Origin of the sequence: Methanothermococcus jasoni (genome assembly GCF_049075655.1) — an archaeon.
Taxonomy (GTDB): Archaea; AGJL01; Methanococci; order Methanococcales; family Methanococcaceae; genus Methanofervidicoccus.
On sequence record NZ_CP157522.1, the window covers coordinates 707,934 to 732,547 of the forward strand.

Genomic DNA, 24,614 nt, shown 5'->3' on the forward strand with positions numbered 1-24,614 from the left:
TTATATATTTATTTTTTACATATAATACGATTTACAGCAATTGGAGTATCTTTCCCCTTTATTTTTAAGCTTCCATTTTCTATTACTACAATATCTCCATCTTCAACATCCCCTTCCACTTCTATTTCATTGAACAATTTTGGATTTGGACATACCTTATCTATTGCCACGTGGTTCTCATCCAAAACGAGTTTTCCATTTTTAATAACTCCAACTTCCCCATTATGTTCTATTTTATCTGCTATGACCATTACTTTTTTAAAATCTACCATCTTCTGTTTTAATTCATTTCTATATTCTTTTAAATCATTTAAATCTTTCTTAATAACTTCTTCTAGGTTAAATGCCTTTCTGTCAGAATATATAATGTCGAGCTCCTTGGATAATGTTGGACCATCGCATTTTTTCAAAGCCTTCTCGATAATATTTTTTACATCCACGATATTCATTCTTCCAAAATTATTCATATATTCTTTTAATTCTTCCTGAACGATGTTTTTTAAGTATCTATTTCCAAAGAGGATAATCCCACTTCCCTTTTTTACGGATTTGTTTGTAATTGTGTCATTTAATATATCTACAATTGCACAATTTCCCTTTGTTAAATACATTCTCCGTCTTTGAGAATCTACCCCTATGGACTTAACTTCACCAACGAGAACATCTCCTATTTTTTTTACTTTTGTTCGTTCATCTTCTATGAATATTTTAACGCCTAATTCATCCGCCCTATTTTTCAACTCTTCTTCATTTTTTATTTTTCCAGAGTATAGGTCTTTTTCGAGCTCTGCTCTTTTTTCAGGATTTCCTCTAAACATTATATTTCGTCGGTCTCCTGCAATTACTGCCCCATTATTTCCATAATAACCTACTACAATACTCATATTATCACCTTAAATTTTTATAAAGTATATAAATTATTAAAAATCTATTAATAAATATATTATTACATTTATAAAATTTATTTTAATATTTATAAATTATACCTTAATAACCACAATTATAATTAGTAATATATATAGATTTTTGTTAAGCTACTATATTACACAATATTTAAATACTTATAAAAAGATATTATTAATTATTAAAAATACAAAAATAATAACAAATGATATAGTATGACAAAAAATTAAAAAATCGACAGGTAGATAACATGGTAGATATGGACAGAATAAGTATATCCTTGCCTACTAAATTACTAGGAGAATTTGATGAAATAATTGCTGACAGAGGTTATGCAAGCAGAAGTGAAGCAATCAGAGACGCTATAAGAGATTATATTATAAAACACAAATGGATACATAGTTTAGAAGGGGAAAGAGCAGGGACTATTACTATAATTTATGACCATCATGCATCTGATTTAATGGAAAAATTGACTGAAATACAGCACGGGCATGCGGATTTAATCGTGGCAACACTCCATATGCATTTAGACCACGACCACTGCATGGAAGTTGTGCTTGTGAAAGGGGATGCTAAGAAAATAAGGGATTTAACCGATAAACTAACCTCTCAAAAAGGTGTAAAACAGGTAAAATTAACTGTCATGGTTCCAGGGGGCAATATTCCAGAATAAGGAAATTAAAAACACTCAATAACTTCAAATCCTCGGCTTTCTATTTCTTTTTTCTTTTTATTAACAACATGGTTGATTAGTTTTTCATGTTCTTCATTTGACGCTATAAAATTTAAAGTATGTTTCGTTTTTTCATAAAAGTAAGGTTTTTCAATGACGTAATCTTTTTTTATATATTTAGCAAAACTTTCATTTAAAAATAGGCTATATCCATCTTCAATTAAATCAATAGCATAGAATGGGTTTTTAACAACTTTTGTTATTTTGAAATCGACATTTTGATTTTTTAATATATTCCAAACAATCCTCTGGGGAGAATATCTTATTCCTATGAGATTTTTTACATTAAAATTTTCTTTATATGCCATGATAAAATGGTCATAGGCTATTGGTATGGGCTCTCCAAGTCTGAAACTCCAATAAGGGTCATCTATGCCAACAATGCTTGTTAAATCCATCTCATAAAGTTTTAGGATGTTATCAAATGATGATATTAGTATATCATCAAATAGTATTTTGCCCAATTCTCCGCTTATAAATCCACAGGCTATAAATGGATGTTTAGATACTCTTTTTTGCACCGATTCGTAATATTTAACTATATTTTGAGCAGGTTCTGTTAAGATTGTACCAGATGTTGAAGAATAAATAAGTTTTACACCAAGTTTTTCTTCAAGCCTCTTTATTTGGATATTTACAGAAGATGGCGGAATATTCAATATTTTTGCAACCTTATTTTGAGATTTTTTTTCAGAAATTAGTTTAAGTATTTTTATTTGATTTTCAGTTATGGATTTGCCATCATATTTTATATTAAGTGTTGTAGTTAGGTTTGTCATGGTACTACCTTGTTCAATACTATCATTTTTAAAATTTTTAAAAATTTTATATACTATTAATGTTTTTTATTATTTAGTTTAAATTAAAAGGAGTTATTTTTATTATTTGGTAGTATTCTATTTAAATTTATGGATTAATATATATGTAATATTATAATAGGTAATCTTATATATCAGGTGGTTTAATGAATAACAATAGTATAGAATTTCGGAAACTTGAACACCTTTTGGTGTGCAATTACTGTGATGTTGAATATAATAAAGGAACACTTCTTGATGATGTTGAATTAATCCACAGTGGAACATCAAACTGTGATTTAAACGACATTGATACATCAATTGAACTTTTTGGAAAAAAATTGGATGCTCCATTGATTGTAGCTGCAATAACTGGTGGTCATTCCAAGGCAAAGGAAATTAACAAAAATATAGCCGAGGCAGTGGAAGAACTTAACTTAGGGATGGGTGTAGGCTCTCAAAGAGCAGGACTATTAAACAGTAGTTTGATAGATACATATTCAGTTGTAAGGGATTATACCTCATCCTTAGTTATTGGTAATCTTGGAGCAGTTAATTTTATAGAGGATAATTGGGACGAAGAAATAATTGATAAATCTGTAAATATGATAGATGCCAATGCCATGGCAATCCATTTTAACCCACTTCAAGAAGCAATCCAACCAGAAGGGGATGTTAATTTTAAAGGAATAGATGTATTAAAAAATATTATGTCTAATTATAAGGTAGGGTATAAAAATATCCCATTTATAGCAAAACAGGTTGGAGAAGGCTTCTCAAAAGAAGATGCAGTGATTTTAAAGAATCTTGGGTTCGATGCAATTGATGTGGGAGGAAGTGGAGGCACATCGTGGGCAGCTGTTGAATATTACAGGATAAAGGATGAGAATCTTAGAAATTTCTCAAAACAATTTTTAGAGTGGGGAATTCCAACGGCGGCGTCTATATTGGAGGTTAGAAGTGTTTTTGATGGAACAGTAATTGGCACGGGAGGTATAAGGTCTGGAATGGATATTGCAAAATCCATGGTAATAGGTGCCGATTGTTGTGGTGTGGCACTACCTATATTAAAGGCAGCATTAAAGAGCTCCGATGAAGTGATAAAGGTTCTTGAAAAAATGATAAAAGAACTGAAAACAGTCATGTTCTTAATGGGCTGCGATAATATAGTTGATTTAAAAAAATCTCGATATATTATAAGAAACGAGTTAAAAGAATGGATTAGCAAGTGATAATTATATCTTTGCATTGTTATCGTTTATCATTTTATTTATTATTGTTGCAATTGTTTATTAAATTATTATATTTGTATTTATTATTTATTAGCATTATTTATTGTTATTCATTGTTTTAAGCGAAAAATAAAAAACAAAAATAAAGTAAAAGGAAGTGATATTTTGCAGTTAGAAGTAGTAGCCATTGGAGGATATGAAGAAGTTGGAAGAAACATGACCGCTGTCAATGTAGATGGAGAGATAATAATATTTGATATGGGATTGAGACTTGACAGGGTCATGATACATGAAGACAGTGATGTTTCAAAAATGCACAGCTTGAATTTAATTGAAATGGGTGTAATCCCGGATGATACTGTAATGAAGAATATAGAAGGGGAAGTTAAAGCAATTGTGGTATCTCATGGACACCTTGACCACATAGGTGCGATTACAAAGCTTGCTCATAGATATAATGCTCCAATTATCGGAACACCATATACATTGGAGCTCGTAAAAAGAGAGATATTAAGTGAAAAGAAATTTGATGTAAGAAATCCATTGATAACTTTAAATGCAAAAGAAACGATGGATTTAACTCCAAATCTATCATTGGAATTTGTAAAAATAACACATAGTATTCCAGACGCTGTTCTTCCAGTTCTCCATACGCCATATGGTGCTGTAATCTATGGGAATGATTTTAAATTTGATAACATCCCTATTGTGGGTGAAAAACCAGATTACAGGGCAATAAAAAAAGTTGGGAAGAAAGGCGTAATCTGCATGATTTCCGAGAGTACCAGGGTGGATTTTGAGGGAAAAACCCCATCAGAAGGCGTGGCGGCAAATCTTTTGAAAAATGATTTATTGGGGACTGATAATGAAAATAATGGTGTTGTAATCACGACTTTCTCATCCCATATTGCAAGGATAAAATCTATTACAGATATTGCCGAAAGAATGGGCAGAATACCGGTATTAATCGGAAGGTCTATGGCGAAATATTGTGGAATAGCAGAGGATATAGGTCTTGTAGAATTCCCAAAGAATACAAAAATAGCAGGAGACCCCTCGTCTGTTGATAGAATATTCCATCAAGTGATGAAAGAAGGGAAAGAAAATTATATGCTTGTTGTTACGGGACACCAAGGAGAAGAAGGAGCTGTTTTATCAAGGATGGCAACAAATAAAACTCCGTTTAGATTTGAAAGACATGACCAGGTGGTATTTTCAGCAGATGTAATACCAAATCCAATGAATGCAGCACAGAGGTATATGTTAGAGGCTCGTTTGAGGTTGATGGGTGTAAGGTTATTTAAAGGAGCTCATGTTTCAGGGCACGCTGCTAAGGAAGACCACAGGGATATGATAAGATGGTTAAATCCTGAACACCTGATACCATCTCATGGAGATTTCAATCTCACGGCAACCTATGCAAAGCTTGCAGAGGAGGAAGGATATCGACTTGGAGAGGATGTGCATCTTTTAAGAAATGGACAGAGTTTGAAATTTGAAAGGATTATTTAAGTAATATAAACAAAAAACTTAAAAAGAAGAACATTAATTATTAATTATCAATCATTATAATTTATTATTTAAATTATTATAATTCAAATTATACTTTACATTTGGTGGAATCATGGAAATATTCGATAAAAATTTATTGTCAAAAATAGAGGAAGAATTAAAGAAACATGTTGAAAAGGAGGATACATTATATGATGCCTCAAAACATCTTTTATTTGCTGGCGGTAAAAGAATAAGACCTTATTTAGCAACACTAACGTATATGTTGAAAAAAGATAATCTTAATGAGATTTTGCCACCTGCTGTTGCCGTGGAGTTAATTCATAATTATACACTCATCCATGATGACATAATGGATAATGACGATGAGAGAAGGGGAAAACCAACTGTGCATGTTGAATATGGGGAGCCAATAGCTATTCTTGCTGGTGATTTGCTCTATGCAAAAGCCTTTGAAGCAATATCATATATTAAAGACTCAAAAAAAGCTCATGAGGTTTTAAAGGTATTGTCAAAATCCTGCGTAGAGGTATGTGAAGGTCAGGCAATGGATATGGAATTTGAGGATAGGGATGAAATCAATCTGGACGACTATTTTGAAATGATTTCAAAGAAAACAGGGGCGTTAATTGTGGCTCCTGTTGAAATCGGTGCAATAATGGCAGAATGCACAGAAGAGGAAAGAAACGCCTTATGTGAATATGCTAAAAGAATAGGTATGACATTCCAAATACAAGATGATATTTTAGATTTAATAGGGGATGAGAAAAAGATTGGAAAGCCAGTGGGAAGCGATATAAAAGAAGGTAAAAAAACTGTTATCATAATACACGCTCTTAAAAATCTCCCAGCTGATAAAAAGGAAAAACTGTTAAAAGTTCTTGGAAATAACAATGCCACAGATGAAGAGATTAAAGAAGCAATAGGGATATTGAGTGATTCCATAGATTATGCAAAAAATATTATGAAGAATGCCACAGAAGAGGCTAAGGATTATTTAAAAATATTTGATGCTGAAAAAAGAAAAAGATTGGAAGCCATTGCTGATTTTATAATGGATAGGATTTATTAAGTTTTTTATGGTTTTTATTAGTTTTATATTATATTTTTTTATTTTTTGTGGTTATTGCACTATGTCATGCTCCCAATACAAAGCATCTAACAATATTGCGACGGGATACCCCATTGTTTCAGAATATTCAGATGCATGAATTATTATTTTATATGCCTCTTCTGGTGTTTTTGGACAGTAATATGGAATTTCAGCAGTTTCAAGTAAATTTTTAGTCCATCTACCCATTGGAATTTGAGCAGGTATTTTTTCTTTTAATTCTCCCCTATGGCTTATTATTATCAACATTGGTATTTGATATACCTTACATAGGGAACCTATCGCATTAATCGAGTTTCCAAGTCCTGAATTTTGCATCAATATGGCAGTTTTTCTTCCTGCCAAGTGAGCTCCGGCACATATTCCGATGGCTTCTTCCTCCCTTGTGGCAGGAATGTATGTGATTTTATTACTATCTTTACCATCTTCAATCAAATTTATAACATTTTTCAAATTTGCACATGGAACTCCGACAATAAAATCTATTTTAGAGTTTTCAATTGCATTATATACGGCTTTGCTTGCTTTCATGGTTTGCCTCTTTTAACCATAATATATTTTTCAACTGATTTATAAACTTATATTGAATGAAATTTTTTAAAGTATAATTATTAAAAAATATTAATTGGGATAATGTATAATATAATTTTTAAGTATTTTGAAAAAAGTTTTTAAAGTTTTAATTATAAATAACATAAAATAATTTAATTAGTTAAGATTTATAAATTATTGTATTATTTATCTTATTTGATGCATTTTTTGTTAAGTTATTCAATGTATTAATCGTTTTATTTGCATTTTCGCCCGAAACATCCATCTGCGTTCCTTTAAAATTAGATATATAATAATAGGATGCAATGGTTGCAACAGCAATTCCAGAAAAAATTAAAATACCAATTTCCATTGAAACTTGCCCTTTTTTAGAAAAAAGCCTTTTAATTAACATAAAAAACACCAAAATAAAAAATAATCTAAAAATACAAAAATATTTTAATCTAATTTGGTATTATTAATTAATTCACTTGCCTGAACCGTTTTATTACCTAATTTGCTTGTTGCATCGCTAGCAGCAACTTCAGCACCTTTTGCACTAGATTTAACATTCTTTACATAGTAGTATGCCGCAATAGCAGCAACGGCAACAGCAGCAGCAACTAAAATACCAATTTCCATTGACACCTGCCCTTTTTTAGAGGTTAATTTTTTTAACAATTTCATGGCACCACCTATAATTTATTTATGATTAAATATAATTGCCTGTTTATATTTAAAACTTATGGTTTAACTGCCCAAAACAAAACTTTAAAAAAATAAACTAAATCTCCTAAATATCTCTTTAAAAATAGTCAAAAATAAGTGGGGATACTGGGATTTGAACCCAGGTCCAGGGATTTCTCCTGCATCGGGATTTAGTCCAGGTCCATATAGGCACTTGGAGTCCCCGATGATAGGCCAGACTACACCATATCCCCAAAATATAAATATGATTATATTAATACGATAAATATACAAATTAGAAAGTGATATATATACTTTTCGGAATTGATATCATGCATCTGATAAAAGTAGGTGGAAGTTTAACATATTTTGCAAGACACCTTTTAAGTGAATTAAAAATTTTTTGTAGTGATGGTAGCGACAATGGTGGAGAAAATAAAATAATTGTAGTTCCTGGCGGTGGAGCATTTGCCAATGTTGTTAGGGATTTAAATGAAAAAGGTGGTTTAAACAACAGGAGCTCCCATAAACTTGCCACCATGTCCATGGACTTGACAGGTATTTATTTCTCCGAAATTTCAGGTATAAAAACAGCAGATAATCTATATGATGCAAAAAAACTATTGGAAGAAGAAAATATTGTTATATTACTTCCTTCAAAAATTGTATTATCAACTGATGAGCTCCCACATTCATGGGACATTACATCAGACTCAATAGCGGCTTATATTGCTAGACTTTTGAATCTAAATAACATTATAATAGCTACTGATGTAGATGGTATATATGATAACTATCCAGAAGGAAAACTATTAAATACTATAAATGCAAAATCCATTAAAGGTTTCACATCGGTTGATAGTTATTTACCAAAATTATTATTAAAACACAATATCGAATGTTTCGTGGTCAATGGAAAACATCCAGGTAGAATAATAAATATTTTAAAAAACAATAATGATATATATACCAAAATTACAATTGATAAAAAATAATCGGAACAATAACCTATAAAAACAATGGTGATAATATGAAATACAAATGCACATCATGTAATGCAGAGATAGCTCCAAGAGAGCATGCTACAAAATTCTTATGTCCAAACTGCGGAGATGCAGAGATAGTAAGATGTGAAAAATGCAGAAAATTGAGTAACCCTTACAAATGTCCAGTTTGTGGATATGAGGGACCATAATTTTATTCATTATTTTATTTATTATTGATATTATTAAAAGAAATGAAAGGTGTGATATATGGCAACAGTTATAGCAAAATTAAAGGTAATGCCTGTAAGTCCAGAAGTGGATAAAGAAAGTTTAAAAGAAAAAGTAAAAGAAACCGTAGAAAAAATGGATACAATATGTAGAAATGTATCTGATGAACCATTAGCATTTGGTTTGTATGCAATATATGTTCTTGTAGAGATGGAGGAAAGGGAAGGTGGAACAGAGCCTGTTGAAAACGCACTGGCTGAATTGGAAGAGGTAGAAAGCGTAGATGCCGTAGAGGTTTCACTAGTTTAATTTAGCTAATTTTTATTCTTTTATTAATTATTTTATGATGATTAGATGGTATATCCATAATATACATTATGATAGCATGATAAACTATATAAACAAGTTTAAGCAAATGAAAGAAGTTGTCAAATGTATTGAAGATAGTGGATACTCTATTTATATTCATCATAAAGATAAACCTATTTTAGAAGTCGGGACTAAAAAATCCAATTATATGGTAAAAAACACAGTTGGTGATGTGAAAATTCATTATATAAACACCACCAAATTAATAGCAAAATTAGGTATTGAGTTGTTGAGGTCGTAATTATAAATGTTTTAAAAATCGAAGCAAAGCTTCGGTTTATAACTCGTTAGAATTTTATCAAACCAAAGAAAAAGAAAAAAGGTGAATAAAGGATGAGCAAATTAGGTTATAAGGTAGAAGCAGACCCAAGCAAGACCGCAAGAGCTATGGGAAGGGCTTTAAGAATTTCAAGAAAGCATGCAATTGAAATTTGCAGAGAAATAAATGGTATGAAGCTTGATGATGCTATTGCATACTTGAATAGAGTAATTGAGTTAAAACAGGTAGTTCCGTTCAAAAGACATGGAAAAGATGTTCCGCACAAAAAGGGAAAATACGGCTGGACAGCAGGAAGATTCCCACAAAAAGCATCAAAAGAAATATTAAAAGTTCTCGACAATGCAAAGAAAAATGCAGAATACAAAGGATTAAACACAGAAAAATTGAGAATAAAACACATCTCTTCAAACAAAGGATTTACAATAAAGAGATACATGCCAAGGGCATTTGGTAGGGCATCACCTAAGTTCCAAGAAACAGTTCATATTCAGGTAATATTGGAAGAGTTCCATTAAAAAATAAAAAATAAAAAAGTATATTAGGTGAAAATAATGATTGAAAGAGCATTTGTAAAAGAAAATGTTGTAGAAACATTAGTTGATGAATATCTTAAAAGCAAGTTGCCAAGAGCAGGATACAGCCACATGGATATAAAAAAGACACCAGTAGGAACAAGAATAACAATATTCGCTGAAAAACCAGGGTTTGTGATTGGAAGAAAAGGTAGAATGGTAAAAGAATTAACCGAAACCATTGCAAAAGAATATGGTGTAGAAAACCCACAAATTGAAGTTAAACAAATCGAAAACCCTGATTTAGACCCAGAAGTTGTAGCTCAGAAGATAGCATCATCCCTTGAAAGAGGAATGCATTTCAGAAGAGTTGCTCACTCAGCAGTTAGAAGAGTTATGGGAGCTGGTGCAAAAGGTGTTGTTGTAATTATCTCAGGAAAATTAACAGGGGAAAGGTCAAGAACAGAAAAATTCATGGACGGATATATGAAACACTGTGGAGAACCATCAGAAGTTCTTGTTAAAAAGGCACACAAACTTGCAAAATTAAAACTTGGAATAATCGGAGTTACTGTAAAAATCATGCCACCAGAAATTGTATTGCCAGATGAAATTGTTATAAGGGAAAGTGCTGGGGAAGTTAAAGAAGTAAGTGAAGTGTCAGAAGAATAAACGTGATTAGATTTACAAATCTAGAATGTAAGGTGATAAACTCTTTTTATCACCTTTAATAAATGAAAAAATTATTGATCCAGTGAAGGGTGATAAAAATGGCTATATTAAAAGCTAGCGAGATAAGAGAAATGACTATTTCTGAAATGAATGAGAAATTAGCTGAATTAAAAAAAGAACTCATGAAAGAAAATGCAAACAAAGCCACAGGGGGCTCTCCATCAAATCCAGGTAGAATCAAAGAGATAAAGAGAACAATTGCAAGAATATATACAATAATGAACGAAAAGAAAGGAGAAGCTGAGGCATAATTAATTAAAGTAATTACAAAATAAATATATTAACAATTTAACAAAAATTATAAATATGGTCGCCTAACAAATTATCATTGAGATTTAATTGACCATATTCTTAAAAGAATAAGATTAATATTTAAACCAAGAGGTGCAGTAATGCCTGAAATTTGTCCAAGATGTGGGCTACCAAAAGAATTGTGTGTATGTGAAGAAATTGCAAAGGAAGAACAAAAAATAAAAATATATGTTGCAAAAAGAAGGTTTGGAAAATTAATGACCGTAATCGAGGGCTTTGATGTAGATTTGATTGATGTTAAAGACCTTGCAAAGAAATTAAAGGATATATGTGCCTGTGGGGGAACTGTGAAAAAAGATTCCATTGAATTACAAGGGGACCACAGGAGAAAAGTGGAAGAAGCTCTGATAAAGATGGGATTCTCAAAGGACACTATCGATGTTAGGTAAGGATGAGCTCCGCGGTTTGATGATAATATTTATATATGATATAATCATTATATCATTGAAGTGATGCAATTATATAATTATATTTTATTATGCTCTAATGCGTATTATAAAAATTAATAATAAATCAAGGAATAAGGATGCCTGTTGGCACACCCTTATGTCCTTATGGGTCGGGGGACACCCAAATGATAACTCCACAAAACATATTGAGACATGAATTAATTGGATTAAATGTTGAGATTGTAAAATCTTCAAATCTATCCCTGGTTGGAATAAAAGGCAAAGTTGTTGATGAATCAAGAAATACCTTTGTCATTGAAAGATTTGACAATGGTAAAGAGATAAGAATTCCAAAGGATGTTGCAGTATTTAGATTTGAATTAAATGACAAATCTGTTGATGTTATAGGAAGCCTTTTAATCGGAAGACCAGAGGATAGATTGAAGAGAAAAATAAAAACCATTTATCCATACTGATTCATTATCTATTTTAAAGTCCCCAAAGTGAATTAATGGCATATAATTAATATTATTTAGAGATTATATGCCATATTGCTATTATCAAAAAGTATTATATACTTGTAATTAGTATTTACTCTGGAATCTTTAATGTGGTATCCATGCCACTTAAAGTAAATATTTAGGAGGTATTATTATGAGAAATATAGGAATTGATGTGAAATCTCCTGAAAACACATGTAATGATAATGACTGTCCATTCCATGGCAATTTGCCAGTAAGAGGACAGATATTTGAAGGTATTGTGGTAAGTGACAAAGGACACAATACCGTTGTAATTAAAAGGGAGATTGTAAGATATATACCAAAATATGAAAGATACGAGAAGAGAACAACAACAATGGTTGCTCACAATCCATCATGCATAGATGCAAAAGTTGGAGACAAAGTAAAAATTGCAGAGTGCAGACCTGTAAGTAAAACTAAGTCATTTGTAGTTATTGAAAAAACAGAACTTACAGAATAAGGTGATTTCATGAAGGGATTTGGTTCAAAAGTAATAAGAGCTCTGCCAAATGGAGCTAGATTGGTTTGTGCTGATAACACCGGGGCAAAAGAACTTGAAGTAATTGCAGTTAAAAACTACAAGGGTGTTGCTAGAAGACTGCCTGCTGGTGGAGTAGGAAGCATGGTCTTTGTTTCTGTTAAGAAAGGAACTCCTGAAATGAGAAAACAAGTATTGCCTGCTATCATCATAAGACAGAAAAAAGAATACAGAAGACCTGATGGTTCAAGAGTTAAATTTGAAGATAACGCTGCGGTAATTGTAACCCCAGACGGAAACCCAAAAGGTTCAGAAATCAAAGGACCTGTTGCAAAAGAAGCAGCTGAAAGATGGCCTGGTGTATCAAGACTGGCTAAGATAATTCACTAATGTACGAATATTAATATTATAAAATAAAAGGTGAATAAAATGGTTTTGACAAACTCAAAACAGCCAAGGAAACAAAGAAAAGCACTTTACAACGCTCCGCTCCATTTGAGAAATAGATTGATGTCTGCAATGCTCTCAAAGGAGTTAAAGGAAAAATACAATAAAAATGCACTTCCTGTTAAAAAAGGAGATGTTGTGAAGATATTAAGAGGAAACTTCAAAAATATAGAAGGCGAAGTATCAAAAGTTGATTACAAATCCTACAAAATCTATGTAGAAGGGGCAGTAAATAGAAAACAGGATGGAAAAGAATCTCCATATCCAATTCATCCGTCAAATGTCATGATTGTTAAATTGGACGACTCAGACGAAAGGAGATTTAAATTTTTAAAAAATGAATAACTGAGGTGCGAATATGGCAAGTAAGGGACCTAAAAGACATCTAAAAAGATTACCCGCTCCAACAAATTGGCAACTTCCAAGAAAAGTTAAAAAATTTACCACAAGACCTTTGCCAGGGCCACATTCAATGGACAACTCATTGCCATTATTGTTGATTGTTAGGGATGTTTTAGGCTATGCAGATAATGCAAGAGAAGCTAAAAAAATCATTAAAATGGGTAAAATATTAGTTGATGGCGTAAAAAGAAAAGAACACAGATATCCAGCAGGTTTAATGGATGTAATTTCCATACCTGATACAAATGAGAACTTTTTAGTATTGCTTGATGAAAAAGGCAGAATTACATTGAAGAAAACAGATAAAAATGATGTAAAATTATGCAAAATTAAAAACAAAACCGTAATTAAAGGCGGACACATCCAGTTAAACCTTCATGATGGTAGAAACCAGATTGTGAAAGTTTCAGATGCTACAAAGGCAGAAGAGGATGTTTATAAAACTGGAGACTGCGTTCTCATCTCAATCCCTGAACAAGAAATAGTAGGTCATGTTCAGTTCGGTGAAGGAAAATTGGCATATATTACAGGTGGAAAACACGCAGGAGATTTTGCAAAAATAATTGAGATAGAAAAGAGAAAGTTATATCCTGACATTATTACCCTTGAAACAAAAGATGGAGAACAGTTTAAAACTATTAAAGACTACGTATTTGTAGTCGGCGATGAAGAGCCTGTTTTATCATCATTAAAGACACAATAAAGAGTAAATCATCACTTAAAGATGAGAATATAATTATAAAATTTGAATAAATAAACATGGTGGAAAAATGACATTCCAAGAAACATGGGAAAAACAGCCTATGAGAAAACCTAGGATAGAAAAGGTTACCATCAACATGGGTGTAGGCGAAAGTGGAGATAGGTTGCTCACTGGTGCAAAAGTTATAGAAGAAATCACTGGTCAAAAGCCTGTAAGAACACTGGCTAAACAAACTAACCCTGCATTTGGTATCAGAAAAAAGCTCCCAATTGGATTAAAAGTCACATTGAGAGGGAAAAAAGCAGAAGAATTCTTAAAAAATGCATTCATAGCATTTAAAGCATCAGGAAAAACATTATACTCCTATTCGTTCGATAAAAGAGGAAACTTCTCCTTTGGTATTCCAGAACATATCGACTTCCCTGGTCAAAAATATGAGCCAGATGTCGGAATCTATGGAATGGATGTATGTGTAACCTTTGAAAAACCAGGATATAGAGTTAAAAGAAGAAAGGCAAAAAAGAATAACCTTCCAGAAAGACACCAAGTTAAAAAAGATGAAGCTATTGAATACATAAAATTGAATTTCGGCGTTGATGTAGTAGAAGAGTAATAATAGTGATTAAATAAAGAAATTTAAAGATTTTTCACTATGTCATAAAATCGAAGATTTGGAAATTAAAACTCGAAGAGTTTTTAATTGGAAAGAAAGCGTATGAAAAAATACGCGAAATCAAAGATTTCGAATTCTTTTCACTAAAAAAAAGAGAGAGTGAAAAAATGGCAAAAGCACCATTTAAGAAAAAATATGGATATGGTTCCAAAGTATGCAAAAGATGCGGAAGAAAAGGACCTGGAATTATTAGAAAATACGGTTTAAATTTATGCAGACAGTGTTTTAGAGAATTAGCACCAAAATTAGGATTTAAAAAGTATGATTAAGGATAAGGATTAAGGAGGTATCAACATGAGTCTAATGGACCCACTTGCGAATGCATTGAACCATCTATCCAACTGTGAAAGAGTGGGAAAGAATGTGGCATACATAAAGCCCGCCTCAAAACTCATAGGAAGAGTATTGAAAGTTATGCAGGACAAAGGATACATAGGAAACTTTGAATACATAGAAGATGGTAAGGCAGGAATTTATAAGGTAGAATTAACAGGGCATATAAACAAATGTGGAGCAGTTAAGCCAAGATATGCTGTTAAAAAGAATGAATTTGAGAAATTTGAAAAGAGATATTTACCTGCAAAAGGTTTCGGATTGTTAATTGTGAGTACACCAAAAGGATTAATGACTCATAATGAAGCAAAGGAGCAGGGATTAGGTGGAAGATTAATTTCATACATATACTAATTTAAATTATATTAAACACGAATTAAATGGAGGTATGGTTATGCCAGTTGCCGCTGTAATGAGGGAAGAGATTGAAATACCTGATAACGTTTCTGTTGAGATAAATGGCAACGAAGTTGTTGTCAAATCCGGTGGAAAAGAACTTAAAAGAACACTCTCTTTCCCAAATGTAAGCATTAAAAAAGAAGATGATAAAACAGTAGTTATTGAAAGTTTATATCCAAGAAAAAAACAGGCAGCAATTATTGGAACATTTGCATCCCATATCAACAACATGATAAAGGGAGTAACAGAAGGATTTGAATATAAGTTAAAAATAAGATATGCTCACTTCCCTATGAAAATTAGTGTTAAAGGTAATGAAGTAATCATAGACAACTTCTTAGGGGAAAAATACCCTAGAAAAGCAAAAATCATGGAAGGAGTTAATGTCAAAGTGAGCGGTGAAGATATTATAGTTAGCGGGATTGATAAGGAAAAAACAGGACAAACCGCCGCAAACATTGAACAGGCAACAAGAGTTAAGGGAAGAGATACCAGAGTATTCCAGGATGGTATCTATATTGTAGAAAAAGCAGGGAAAGTGTTATAAGGTGGTTTCATGAGTAAAAAAAGGTTATTGAGATTAAAACTCAAAATGAAACAAAAGAAACCTGACTTCAAAAGACAGGATTGGTTCAAATGTAAAAGAATAGGCACAAGCTGGAGAAGACCAAAAGGATTGCACAGTGGAATGAGAAAACAGTTGAAACACAGACCAGCTATTGTCAAAATAGGATACAGAGCTCCGACTCTTGTAAGGGGATTGCACCCATCAGGTTTAGAGGATGTGCTCATCCACAATGTAAAAGAATTAGAGGCATTAAATCCTGAAACACAGGGGGCAAGAGTAGCTTCAACTGTTGGTAAAAGGAAAAGAGTAGAAATTGTAAAAAGAGCCAATGAATTAGGCATTAGGTTATTAAATATTTCCAAAGAAAAACAAGAAGAACTCTTGAATATTACTAAGGAAGTTTCAAAAGTGGAAACAGAATAAAATAATTAATTTTATCTATGTTTAAGGTGATATAATGGATATATCAACCCAGAGGAGAATTGCCGCAGATGTGCTGGACTGTGGTATTGATAGAGTATGGATTGACCCTGAAAATTTGGATAAGGTCAAAATGGCTATTACCAAAGATGATATCAGGATGTTAATCAAAGATGGAATTATCGTAAAAAAACAGAAAAAAGGAATAAGCAAAGCTAGAACACAAAAATTAAAAGAACAGAAAAGAAAAGGTAAAAGAAAAGGTCCTGGTTCAAGAAGAGGGGCAAAAGGTGCTAGAACACCTAAGAAAAGGAAATGGATAAACACCATAAGACCTTTGAGAAGAATGTTGAAGGAGCTCAGAGAAGAGGAAGTTATAGAAAGGTCAGCATACAGAAAATTATACAGAATGGCAAAAGGTGGAGCATTCAGAAGTAAGAACCACATGAAAATGTACATGAAAGACCATGGACTTCTTGCTGAATAAATTAAAGTCTTTTTAGATTTTGGTGCTGGAAACTTCGCTTTGCTCTCAAATTCCATTTCACTTAAAATATATAAGGAGGTATAAGCATGGCACATAGTGCTAAATATAGAGTCCCTTTTAGAAGGAGAAGGGAAGGAAAAACGAATTATAGATTAAGATTGAAATTGTTGTTATCAAAAAAACCAAGATTGGTTGCTAGAAAATCTTTAAATAACATGATAGCTCAGCTCGTGGCTTATGATGAGAAGGGAGATAAAATATTAGTTTCAGCTCATTCAAGAGAGCTCGTAAAAATGGGATACAAAGGACACTGCGGAAACATACCTGCTGCATACTTAACAGGACTTTTGTTGGGTAAAAAGGCACTTAAAGAAGGTTATGATGAAGCAGTTCTTGACTTAGGATTACAGAGTGCTACAAAAGGAGCTGCTGTTTTTGCTATATTAAAGGGTGCAGTTGATGCAGGAATGGATATACCACACAGCGAGGACATTCTCCCAGAAGATGAGAGAATTAATGGTTCTCATGTAAAAGAATATGCTGAGCTCTTAAAAGAAGAAGATGAAGAAAAATACAAAAAACAGTTTTCAAAGTATTTAGAGAAAGGATTGAATCCTGAAGATTTGCCAGAACACTTTGAAGAAATAAAGGAGAAGGTTCTCAGTTTATAATAGTGAGAGAAATATAAAGGTGAAATCATGGCAGCTGAAAAAAGATTTAATGTAGAAGCCTGGGAACCTAAAACCCAGGTAGGAAAAATGGTGAAAGAGGGAACCATTACTGATATTGACTATATTTTAGACAATGGTCTTCCTTTGTTGGAGCCTGAAATTGTAGATGCATTACTCCCAGACATTACCGAACAGGTTTTAGATGTTTCACTTGTTCAGAGAATGCACAAATCAGGAAGAAGAGCAAGATTTAGAGCTACCGTTGCAGTAGGAAACAAAAACGGTTATGTTGGCGTAGGAATGGGTAAAGCAAAAGAAGTTGGACCTGCAATTAGAAAAGCTATTGCTCATGCAAAATTATCATTAATTAGAATAAGATTGGGATGTGGTTCATGGGAATGCGGTTGTGGAACACCTCATTCAATTCCATTCACTGCAAAAGGTTCCTGTGCAAGTGTAAAAATTGAGTTATTGCCTGCACCAAGAGGAGTAGGTTTAGTTGCAGGGGATGTTGCAAAGGCAGTATTGGGTCTCGCAGGTATAAAGGATATTTGGACAAAAACATTTGGAGACACAAGAACAACATACAACTTTGCAGTAGCTACATTTGATGCACTTAAAAACTTGAACTTTGTTAGATATTTACCAGAACACAAGAAAACACTTGGAATTACCGAAGGTAAGGTATTGTAATTAGTATACATATATAGATATATAGAAAACGAATAAATATTATATCTTACTTAATTTTTAATAATATAGGTGATGAAACATGGCTTACGCAGTTGTAAGGGTTAGAGGTAGCGTAGGTGTCAGAGGAGACATTGCAGATACCCTTAAAATGTTAAGATTACATAGGGTAAATCACTGTGTAATAGTTCCAAACACCGAAACATATAAAGGTATGTTGAATAAAGCAAAGGACTACATTACCTACGGTGAAATAGATAAAGATACCCTTGTAAAATTGATATTGAAAAGAGGAAGATTGCCAGGAAATAAAAGATTAAACGAAGAAAAAGTTAAAGAATTGATGGATTTATCCGTTGAAGAATTAGCTGAAAAAATCGTAAATGAAGAAATCCTCTTAAAAAACACCCCATTGAAACCAGTATTCAGACTCCACCCTCCAAGAAAGGGATACGACAAAGCAGGTATCAAAAAACCTTTCTCAGTAGGCGGAGCTCTGGGATACAGGGGAGCTGAGATAAACACATTATTAGAGAAAATGATGTAAGCAATTACATTTAAGGTGATTGGATGATAAGAAAAAGTAAAAAAATCACAAAGTTAAGAGGTAGCAGAACCTGTGGATATGGTGCAGCTAAAAAGCACAGAGGAGCAGGTCATAGAGGAGGTAGAGGTTTGGCAGGAGGTCATAAACACAAATGGCTTCACATTGTCAAATACATGCCAGACCACTTTGGAAAATACGGATTCAAAAGACACCCAAGTTTGGTTAAAAAATTAAATACTATTAACTTGGGAGACATTGATGAATTAGTATCCAAAAACAAGGACGCATTTGAAGTTGAAGACGGAAAAATTGTTGTTGATGTAACAGCATTTGAATATGAAAAAGTTCTTGGAAAAGGTAAATTATCCTGTCCAATGATTATAAAAGCAGTAGAATTCTCAGAAGGAGCAAAAGAAAAAATAGAATCTGCTGGTGGAGAGTTTGTTGAATTATAATTCAATTAAAACAAATCTTTTGATTATATTATTGCTCTTTCTTATTTTTAATAAATACGACGATGTTAGTCTAAATACCACTTCTAAAAATAATTTCAATGTATTTGAATGTAATAATATTTTTTTAATTAATATTCTTATTTTTTTACAGTTTTTTATTTTTGATTATATTATTTTATTTTTATTATTGTTTTAGGATATATTGTTAAATAATAAATATAAAAAATATTTATTATCTGGTATAAACATAGAGTATATGACATAATGTTAATTTTATGTTTTTTTATTTATTTGCTTTATATAATCTATATCCTATAAACCTATTAAAGGACGAATAATGGAGAAGGAATATACGAATATATTAAAAAATATATGGTGATACCTTGGAGGAATTTCTTCATAAAATAAGGCCTATACTCGAATACATTCCAGAAGTAAAGCGACCTGAACGGGACATACCATTTAAAGAAAAGTTAAAATGGACAGGAATCGTTCTTGCATTGTATTTTATCATGGGGACAATTGATGTATATACTGGGGGAGCTCAGATTCCACCAATGTTTGAATTCTGGCAAACTGTGACTGCATCTAAAATGGGGTCATTAATTACATTGGGTATTGGACCTATTGTTACAGCGGGAATTATCATGCAGCTTTTAGTTGGGGCTGAAATTATAAAACTGGACTTATCCAATCCAAACAACAGGGCAATGTTCCAGGGACTTCAAAAACTATTTGCAATATTCATGTGTTTCTTGGAAGGTATAATGTTTGTTGGTGCAGGTGCTTTTGGTCCATTATCTCCGATTTTAATGCTGATATTGGTTCTCCAATTGGCAATTGGTGCTATACTATTGATTTACCTTGATGAGATAGTTTCAAGGTATGGTATCGGTTCAGGTATTGGTCTTTTCATTGCCGCAGGTGTTTCCCAGACAATATTTGTGGGAGCTCTGGGTCCAGAAGGGTACTTGTGGAAATTCTTCAACGCTATGATACAGGGAGCATTGGGAACTGCACTGGAATTTATATTACCAATACTGGGAACAATTCTTGTGTTTTTCATAGTAGTATATGCTGAGAGTATGAGGGTGGAGATTCCACTGGCACATGGAAGAGTTAGGGGTGCAGTGGGTAAATACCCTATAAAATTCATATATGTGTCAAACCTTCCAGTTATACTTGCTGCTGCATTATTTGCAAATATCCAATTGTGGGGTATGTTCCTTGAAAAGATGGGATTCCCAATTTTGGGGCATTATGTAAATGGTAGGGCAGTAGATGGTTTGGCCTATTACTTCTCTACACCATACGGATTAACAAGTGTAATATCTGACCCACTACATGCCATATTCTACACAATAATGATGATGATATTCTGTGTGATTTTTGGTATATTCTGGGTTGAAACATCAGGTCTTGATGCAAAATCCATGGCAAGAAGGCTTGGAAGTCTTGACATGGCAATTAAAGGATTTAGAAAGAGCACAAAGTCCATAGAGCAGAGGTTAAAAAGATATATAAAACCTATTACTGTGATGAGCTCAGCATTTGTTGGACTACTTGCAGCAGGTGCTGATTTCACAGGAGCTCTCGGTGGAGGAACCGGAGTTTTGCTTACAGTTTCCATAGTTTATAGAATGTATGAGCAGCTTGTTCAAGAGCAAATTTCAGAGTTGCACCCAGCACTTGCAAAGTTAATTAAAAAATAAAACTAAAAAATAAAAAAGTAAGTAAAAAATAAAATCAAATAATTTCAATTTTTATTATTTATTTTATTAATGTCACATTAAATAAAACTGCCAATACTCCAAAAAATATAGATATGCTCCACAGTATGAAGGCAATATCATATTCTTTCATAGGTTTTTTCTTTAATATGATTCTAGGAAGTGATAGGTATCCGCTAATAACATGGAGCTTTCCATCTTCTCCCAATATTGTAGGTTTATGTTCTTCCCTCTTGGTTATACCAGCTGAATAATACTTTAAAGAAGCATCAATAATATAGGGCATCATAATAATGACAAATTCTGGAATGATACTCCTCCATACTGCTATCGTAGCTAAAAACGCTCCAATTGGAAGAGTTCCAACATCCCCTGGAAATACCTTTGCAGGGTATTTATTAAGTATAAAAAATCCAAAATAAGATGCCAAAAATACCATGACAATTTCAAAACCATAGTAATCTCCGTTTAACAATAAAATAATTCCTAAAAAAAATGCTGAGATTATGCCCAAACCTATTTCTAATCCATTGAATCCAGCGAGCATATTTGTTAAATTTGACGATATTGATATGCCCAAAACAAGAAGTATTATCTTAAAAATATCAAAACCAAATAATAAATATCCTATTGGAATACCAATCAATCCAAGTAATATGAGTTTCTTATAGGGGGATAATTTGTATAAATCATCATATACTCCTATAAGTCCAGATATAAACAAAACCGATGATATTAGGGGATTGAAAATAGATATTACCAAAGCACTTAATGATACGGGGACAATTCCTCCCATTTCAGGCACTTTGGTTTTTTCTTTCTTGTGTAAATCAATGCCGTATCTATAATTAATCATCTTAACTATAAAAATCCTTGTAAGTATATATGATGATGCAAAACATAATAAACATAAAACACCTAAAACGTAAATATTTAAATGGTATTCAAGCATTTTTTCACCTTTAAATAGACCTCTGGGATGAATAATTCCTATCAACGATTTATAGCATGCTACAATTAAAATGTATTGATTCATAAACTATTTATAAATATATTATTTTATTATTTTAATGGGATATATCTTTCAAATAATTAAATTATTGGAGGCACAATATGGGGAATATATTAAATAAAATATCTGAGTTCTTTAATAAACATGAATATATAAAATTATTCTTAATAGTTTTGATAATAGGACTCATAAGCTTTCAGCTAAGAGCTCAGCCAGCAGATATGGGATTCACAAATAATCCCCAATTGAAGAGCATGTTTGCAGATGAGAATGGAAGGATGTATTTAGTGGCATTAGACCCTTATTACTACCTAAGAATGACAGAAGATTATTATTATAATGGACATCTTGGGGAGACACTAAAAGAAGTTAATGGAAAATTGGTGCCTTATGATACCTGCCAGTATGCACCACCAGGACATCCAATAACGAGCTCAGTTCCAGTAATATCATTAACTACAATTGCGATATATAATATATGGCATTCGTTTGATTCAACTGTAACGCTGATGAATGCGGCTTATTGGGTTCCTGCTGTAATGGGTATGTTGTTGGGAATCCCAGTGTTCTTTATAGTGAGGAGAACCACATTAAGTAATATTGGAGGAATTGTGGGGGCATTGGCAATCGTATCAAGTCCGGCTCTATTGTATAAAACTTCAGCAGGTTTTGCAGATACTCCAATATTTGAGGTTTTGCCAATACTGTTCATAGTATGGTTTATTATGGAGGCAATACATCATCAGGAAAATCTAAAAAAATCCGTAATATTTGCTACATTGGCAACACTGGTAATGGCAATGGCTCCAAGAATGTGGGCAGGTTGGTGGTATGGATACGATATTGTGAGCGGATTTTTAGTGTTGTATTTGATATATAGCTATATCATCAAGAATAACTATAAAAAATCTGTTGTAGAAGTTGGAAACATAAAAAACATACTTTCGATTATGGGGATATTTACCCTGGGCGGAGCTCTATTGATATCTGCCATTTATGGGATAAACAGCTTTATAAACGGAGCTCTTGCACCTATTGGATTCACAACAATAAAGGCAGTTTCACATGCATCAGGATGGCCGAATGTATATACAACAGTATCGGAGCTCGCTACTCCATCCATACATGATATTATAAATAACTCATTAGGTAGCACATATCTCTTTGCATTAGGTATAGTTGGGGTAATATTGTCATTTATTTCAATGAGATACAAGGAAATGAAGGTTAAATTTGATGCAAAATATGCTATATTATTGACACTTTGGTTATTTGCAACATTCTATGCATCTACAAAGGGTGTTAGATTTATAGGATTGATGGTTCCACCATTATCCATAGGAGTAGGTATATTTGCTGGACAGATAATAAATATAATAAAAAGAAGGAGTGATGATTTAACAAAATGGACATTGTATCCTATAATTGGTATTTCATTTTTGATGGCACTTAAAGTTGCAGCACCTAAATTATTGGAGATATTGGTTCCTACAACCTATGTTCCTATTGCAGCCTATGGTATGTTGCTCACACTTGCAATACTTGTAGTATATAAAATAGTTGATATAATTTCATCAAATAATAAGGAAATACAGGCAAAAAAGATTGTTAGCATATTATTGGCAGTAACTTTGGTTCTTCCACCATTGGCAAATGCTGTTCCATTGAACACAGCACCAACATTAAATAACGGATGGCTGGATAGTTTAAATTGGATAAAAACAGAAACTCCAAATAACTCAGTAATTACCTGCTGGTGGGACAATGGACACATATATACCTGGGCTACAAGAAAAATGGTAACATTTGATGGAGGTAGCCAAAACTCACCAAGGGCTTACTGGGTAGGAAGAGCATTTTCCACATCAAATGAAAATCTTTCCATTGGAATACTTAGAATGCTTGCCACAAGTGGAGATAAGGCATTTGAAAGAGATGGAATTTTAATGAACAAAACAAACCACAGCGTAGCGGAAACTGTAAAAATATTAAATGAAATACTACCTTTGGATAGGACTAATGCATATAATATATTAACGAATAAGTATGGCTTAACCAGTAAGGAAGCAAATGAAGTATTAAATGCAACCCATCCAGAAAATCCAAATCCTGATTACTTAATTACCTACAACAGAATGACGGATATTGCTCCGGTTTGGAGTATGTTTGGTATGTGGGATTTCAATCTTTCACCAAATACTCCAGATAGTCAAAGAGAAAAAGGATATTATCAAAAATTAACCGGAGAAGGGTTTTTAAATAATGAGTCACTTATTGTGAGAGTTCCATTGCAGAAAACAAATGACTATATGGTTATGAATCTCATTGTAATAAAAAATGCAACCATGGTAAGTTATGATATTACCTATAACTTAAAAACAAAAACTTTAATGAGTGAAAAAATCACAGGATTCCACAAAATAATTGTTAAAGATGGAGATAATATATATGAAAATACATTCAATGAAAATGGAACTATGAGTGAAATTGTTAGATTAAAACCAGCAGGTAATGGTCAGTATTATGCCTATGTTTGGATTTCATCAAGAAATCTCGAAGATAGTGTATATACAAAGCTTCATTTCCTTGATGGAGCAGGTTTAAAACACATTAAACTTGTTAAGGAATCCACAGACCCTACAAACTATGGAATTCAGCCAGGATTTAAGGTTTATAAAGTGGATTATGGAAATGAATATTTAAATTAACTTTTAACTTTTAATTATTAATCTTTAACTTTTTTAAATTTTTAATTTTT

General features: G+C 32.5%; 35 protein-coding genes and 1 tRNA gene. 29 read left to right on the plus strand and 7 right to left on the minus strand.

The genetic code is table 11. The annotated features are described in order from the left end of the window. Positions 1-8: 8 nt before the first annotated feature. Positions 9-884 carry a DUF2121 family protein gene (locus tag Mjas_RS03645; protein ID WP_421078410.1) on the minus strand — a complete coding sequence of 292 codons (876 nt, stop codon included), beginning with the start codon at positions 882-884 and terminating at the stop codon, positions 9-11. 269 nt (positions 885-1,153) lie between these two features. Here Mjas_RS03645 and nikR point away from each other — a divergent pair, with 269 nt between their 5' ends. Next, the gene (gene nikR, locus Mjas_RS03650; protein WP_421078411.1) at positions 1,154-1,579 is read left to right on the plus strand and encodes a nickel-responsive transcriptional regulator NikR; all 426 of its coding nucleotides are present in this window, start codon (positions 1,154-1,156) and stop codon (positions 1,577-1,579) included. A gap of 5 nt (positions 1,580-1,584) precedes the next feature. Here the strand turns inward: nikR and Mjas_RS03655 are convergent, their stop codons facing one another. Then, the gene (locus Mjas_RS03655) at positions 1,585-2,418 is read right to left on the minus strand and encodes a helix-turn-helix domain-containing protein (RefSeq protein WP_421078412.1); all 834 of its coding nucleotides are present in this window, start codon (positions 2,416-2,418) and stop codon (positions 1,585-1,587) included. Positions 2,419-2,603: 185 nt separating this feature from the next. Here Mjas_RS03655 and fni point away from each other — a divergent pair, with 185 nt between their 5' ends. The 3 genes from fni (at position 2,604) to Mjas_RS03670 (ending at position 6,252) form a co-directional block, all read left to right on the plus strand. Continuing rightward, the gene (gene fni, locus Mjas_RS03660; RefSeq protein WP_421078413.1) at positions 2,604-3,668 is read left to right on the plus strand and encodes a type 2 isopentenyl-diphosphate Delta-isomerase; all 1,065 of its coding nucleotides are present in this window, start codon (positions 2,604-2,606) and stop codon (positions 3,666-3,668) included. Positions 3,669-3,833: 165 nt separating this feature from the next. Next, complete coding sequence (locus Mjas_RS03665) at positions 3,834-5,180, plus strand: RNase J family beta-CASP ribonuclease (RefSeq protein ID WP_421078414.1); 1,347 nt, start codon at positions 3,834-3,836, stop codon at positions 5,178-5,180. Between the two features lie 112 nt (positions 5,181-5,292). Continuing rightward, positions 5,293-6,252 (plus strand): polyprenyl synthetase family protein, encoded by a 960-nt coding sequence (locus Mjas_RS03670; protein WP_421078415.1) that lies wholly within the window; start codon positions 5,293-5,295, stop codon positions 6,250-6,252. Between the two features lie 51 nt (positions 6,253-6,303). Here Mjas_RS03670 and comD read toward each other — a convergent pair whose 3' ends face one another. From comD to Mjas_RS03690, 4 genes are all read right to left on the minus strand, one after another. Beyond that, positions 6,304-6,822 (minus strand): sulfopyruvate decarboxylase subunit alpha, encoded by a 519-nt coding sequence (comD, locus tag Mjas_RS03675; RefSeq protein WP_421078416.1) that lies wholly within the window; start codon positions 6,820-6,822, stop codon positions 6,304-6,306. 181 nt (positions 6,823-7,003) lie between these two features. Beyond that, the gene (locus Mjas_RS03680; protein ID WP_421078417.1) at positions 7,004-7,237 is read right to left on the minus strand and encodes a class III signal peptide-containing protein; all 234 of its coding nucleotides are present in this window, start codon (positions 7,235-7,237) and stop codon (positions 7,004-7,006) included. Between the two features lie 44 nt (positions 7,238-7,281). Next, complete coding sequence (locus Mjas_RS03685) at positions 7,282-7,509, minus strand: class III signal peptide-containing protein (RefSeq protein ID WP_421078418.1); 228 nt, start codon at positions 7,507-7,509, stop codon at positions 7,282-7,284. 139 nt (positions 7,510-7,648) lie between these two features. Then, positions 7,649-7,763 (minus strand) — tRNA-Trp (locus tag Mjas_RS03690). Positions 7,764-7,841: 78 nt separating this feature from the next. On the opposite strand from Mjas_RS03690, the gene mfnE reads away from it, so the two are divergent. The 24 genes from mfnE to secY all read left to right on the plus strand — a co-directional run bounded on the left by mfnE (position 7,842) and on the right by secY (position 20,826). Beyond that, positions 7,842-8,504: a [5-(aminomethyl)furan-3-yl]methyl phosphate kinase gene (gene mfnE / locus Mjas_RS03695; protein ID WP_421078419.1), complete on the plus strand. Its 663-nt coding sequence runs from the start codon at positions 7,842-7,844 to the stop codon at positions 8,502-8,504. A gap of 35 nt (positions 8,505-8,539) precedes the next feature. Then, on the plus strand, positions 8,540-8,704 hold the full coding sequence (locus Mjas_RS03700) for a zinc finger domain-containing protein (RefSeq protein ID WP_421078420.1): 165 nt from the start codon (positions 8,540-8,542) through the stop codon (positions 8,702-8,704). A gap of 58 nt (positions 8,705-8,762) precedes the next feature. Continuing rightward, positions 8,763-9,032 carry an elongation factor 1-beta gene (locus tag Mjas_RS03705; protein ID WP_421078421.1) on the plus strand — a complete coding sequence of 90 codons (270 nt, stop codon included), beginning with the start codon at positions 8,763-8,765 and terminating at the stop codon, positions 9,030-9,032. A 76-nt stretch (positions 9,033-9,108) separates the two neighbouring features. After that, positions 9,109-9,333 carry a hypothetical protein gene (locus tag Mjas_RS03710; RefSeq protein ID WP_421078422.1) on the plus strand — a complete coding sequence of 75 codons (225 nt, stop codon included), beginning with the start codon at positions 9,109-9,111 and terminating at the stop codon, positions 9,331-9,333. 92 nt (positions 9,334-9,425) lie between these two features. Then, entirely contained in the window at positions 9,426-9,887 is a 462-nt protein-coding gene (locus Mjas_RS03715) for a 50S ribosomal protein L22 (RefSeq protein ID WP_421078423.1), read from the plus strand. Between the two features lie 36 nt (positions 9,888-9,923). Beyond that, entirely contained in the window at positions 9,924-10,556 is a 633-nt protein-coding gene (locus Mjas_RS03720) for a 30S ribosomal protein S3 (RefSeq protein ID WP_421078424.1), read from the plus strand. A 98-nt stretch (positions 10,557-10,654) separates the two neighbouring features. Then, positions 10,655-10,867: a 50S ribosomal protein L29 gene (gene rpmC / locus Mjas_RS03725; RefSeq protein WP_421078565.1), complete on the plus strand. Its 213-nt coding sequence runs from the start codon at positions 10,655-10,657 to the stop codon at positions 10,865-10,867. A gap of 141 nt (positions 10,868-11,008) precedes the next feature. Then, positions 11,009-11,317: a stress response translation initiation inhibitor YciH gene (gene yciH, locus Mjas_RS03730; protein ID WP_421078425.1), complete on the plus strand. Its 309-nt coding sequence runs from the start codon at positions 11,009-11,011 to the stop codon at positions 11,315-11,317. Positions 11,318-11,502: 185 nt separating this feature from the next. After that, positions 11,503-11,793: a ribonuclease P protein component 1 gene (gene rnp1 / locus Mjas_RS03735; protein ID WP_421078426.1), complete on the plus strand. Its 291-nt coding sequence runs from the start codon at positions 11,503-11,505 to the stop codon at positions 11,791-11,793. A gap of 178 nt (positions 11,794-11,971) precedes the next feature. Then, positions 11,972-12,301 (plus strand): 30S ribosomal protein S17, encoded by a 330-nt coding sequence (locus tag Mjas_RS03740; RefSeq protein ID WP_421078427.1) that lies wholly within the window; start codon positions 11,972-11,974, stop codon positions 12,299-12,301. Between the two features lie 9 nt (positions 12,302-12,310). Then, positions 12,311-12,709, plus strand: a complete 399-nt coding sequence (locus Mjas_RS03745; protein ID WP_421078428.1) for a 50S ribosomal protein L14 — start codon at positions 12,311-12,313, stop codon at positions 12,707-12,709. 39 nt (positions 12,710-12,748) lie between these two features. Beyond that, positions 12,749-13,111, plus strand: a complete 363-nt coding sequence (gene rplX / locus Mjas_RS03750; RefSeq protein ID WP_421078429.1) for a 50S ribosomal protein L24 — start codon at positions 12,749-12,751, stop codon at positions 13,109-13,111. Between the two features lie 13 nt (positions 13,112-13,124). Beyond that, complete coding sequence (locus Mjas_RS03755; RefSeq protein ID WP_421078430.1) at positions 13,125-13,871, plus strand: 30S ribosomal protein S4e; 747 nt, start codon at positions 13,125-13,127, stop codon at positions 13,869-13,871. 67 nt (positions 13,872-13,938) lie between these two features. Further along, positions 13,939-14,484, plus strand: coding sequence for a 50S ribosomal protein L5 (locus Mjas_RS03760; protein ID WP_421078431.1), 546 nt, complete (start codon positions 13,939-13,941; stop codon positions 14,482-14,484). 167 nt (positions 14,485-14,651) lie between these two features. Then, entirely contained in the window at positions 14,652-14,813 is a 162-nt protein-coding gene (locus Mjas_RS03765) for a 30S ribosomal protein S14 (protein ID WP_421078432.1), read from the plus strand. A 25-nt stretch (positions 14,814-14,838) separates the two neighbouring features. Continuing rightward, positions 14,839-15,231 (plus strand): 30S ribosomal protein S8, encoded by a 393-nt coding sequence (locus tag Mjas_RS03770; RefSeq protein WP_421078433.1) that lies wholly within the window; start codon positions 14,839-14,841, stop codon positions 15,229-15,231. A gap of 40 nt (positions 15,232-15,271) precedes the next feature. Beyond that, positions 15,272-15,823 carry a 50S ribosomal protein L6 gene (locus tag Mjas_RS03775; protein WP_421078566.1) on the plus strand — a complete coding sequence of 184 codons (552 nt, stop codon included), beginning with the start codon at positions 15,272-15,274 and terminating at the stop codon, positions 15,821-15,823. A gap of 9 nt (positions 15,824-15,832) precedes the next feature. Continuing rightward, on the plus strand, positions 15,833-16,267 hold the full coding sequence (locus tag Mjas_RS03780) for a 50S ribosomal protein L32e (protein WP_421078434.1): 435 nt from the start codon (positions 15,833-15,835) through the stop codon (positions 16,265-16,267). A gap of 34 nt (positions 16,268-16,301) precedes the next feature. Then, positions 16,302-16,751 (plus strand): 50S ribosomal protein L19e, encoded by a 450-nt coding sequence (locus Mjas_RS03785; RefSeq protein ID WP_421078435.1) that lies wholly within the window; start codon positions 16,302-16,304, stop codon positions 16,749-16,751. Between the two features lie 86 nt (positions 16,752-16,837). Next, positions 16,838-17,422, plus strand: a complete 585-nt coding sequence (locus Mjas_RS03790) for a 50S ribosomal protein L18 (protein ID WP_421078436.1) — start codon at positions 16,838-16,840, stop codon at positions 17,420-17,422. A 27-nt stretch (positions 17,423-17,449) separates the two neighbouring features. Next, a complete protein-coding gene (locus Mjas_RS03795) occupies positions 17,450-18,115 on the plus strand; it encodes a 30S ribosomal protein S5 (protein WP_421078437.1) in 666 nt (221 codons plus the stop codon). A gap of 79 nt (positions 18,116-18,194) precedes the next feature. After that, on the plus strand, positions 18,195-18,659 hold the full coding sequence (locus tag Mjas_RS03800) for a 50S ribosomal protein L30 (RefSeq protein WP_421078438.1): 465 nt from the start codon (positions 18,195-18,197) through the stop codon (positions 18,657-18,659). Between the two features lie 23 nt (positions 18,660-18,682). Next, positions 18,683-19,114 carry an uL15 family ribosomal protein gene (locus Mjas_RS03805; protein WP_421078439.1) on the plus strand — a complete coding sequence of 144 codons (432 nt, stop codon included), beginning with the start codon at positions 18,683-18,685 and terminating at the stop codon, positions 19,112-19,114. Positions 19,115-19,497: 383 nt separating this feature from the next. Continuing rightward, a complete protein-coding gene (gene secY / locus Mjas_RS03810) occupies positions 19,498-20,826 on the plus strand; it encodes a preprotein translocase subunit SecY (RefSeq protein WP_421078440.1) in 1,329 nt (442 codons plus the stop codon). Positions 20,827-20,884: 58 nt separating this feature from the next. On the opposite strand, the gene Mjas_RS03815 is transcribed toward secY, so the two are convergent. Then, a complete protein-coding gene (locus Mjas_RS03815; protein ID WP_421078441.1) occupies positions 20,885-21,796 on the minus strand; it encodes an MraY family glycosyltransferase in 912 nt (303 codons plus the stop codon). Between the two features lie 161 nt (positions 21,797-21,957). Here Mjas_RS03815 and Mjas_RS03820 point away from each other — a divergent pair, with 161 nt between their 5' ends. Beyond that, the gene (locus Mjas_RS03820) at positions 21,958-24,564 is read left to right on the plus strand and encodes an STT3 domain-containing protein (protein WP_421078442.1); all 2,607 of its coding nucleotides are present in this window, start codon (positions 21,958-21,960) and stop codon (positions 24,562-24,564) included. Positions 24,565-24,614: the final 50 nt, after the last annotated feature.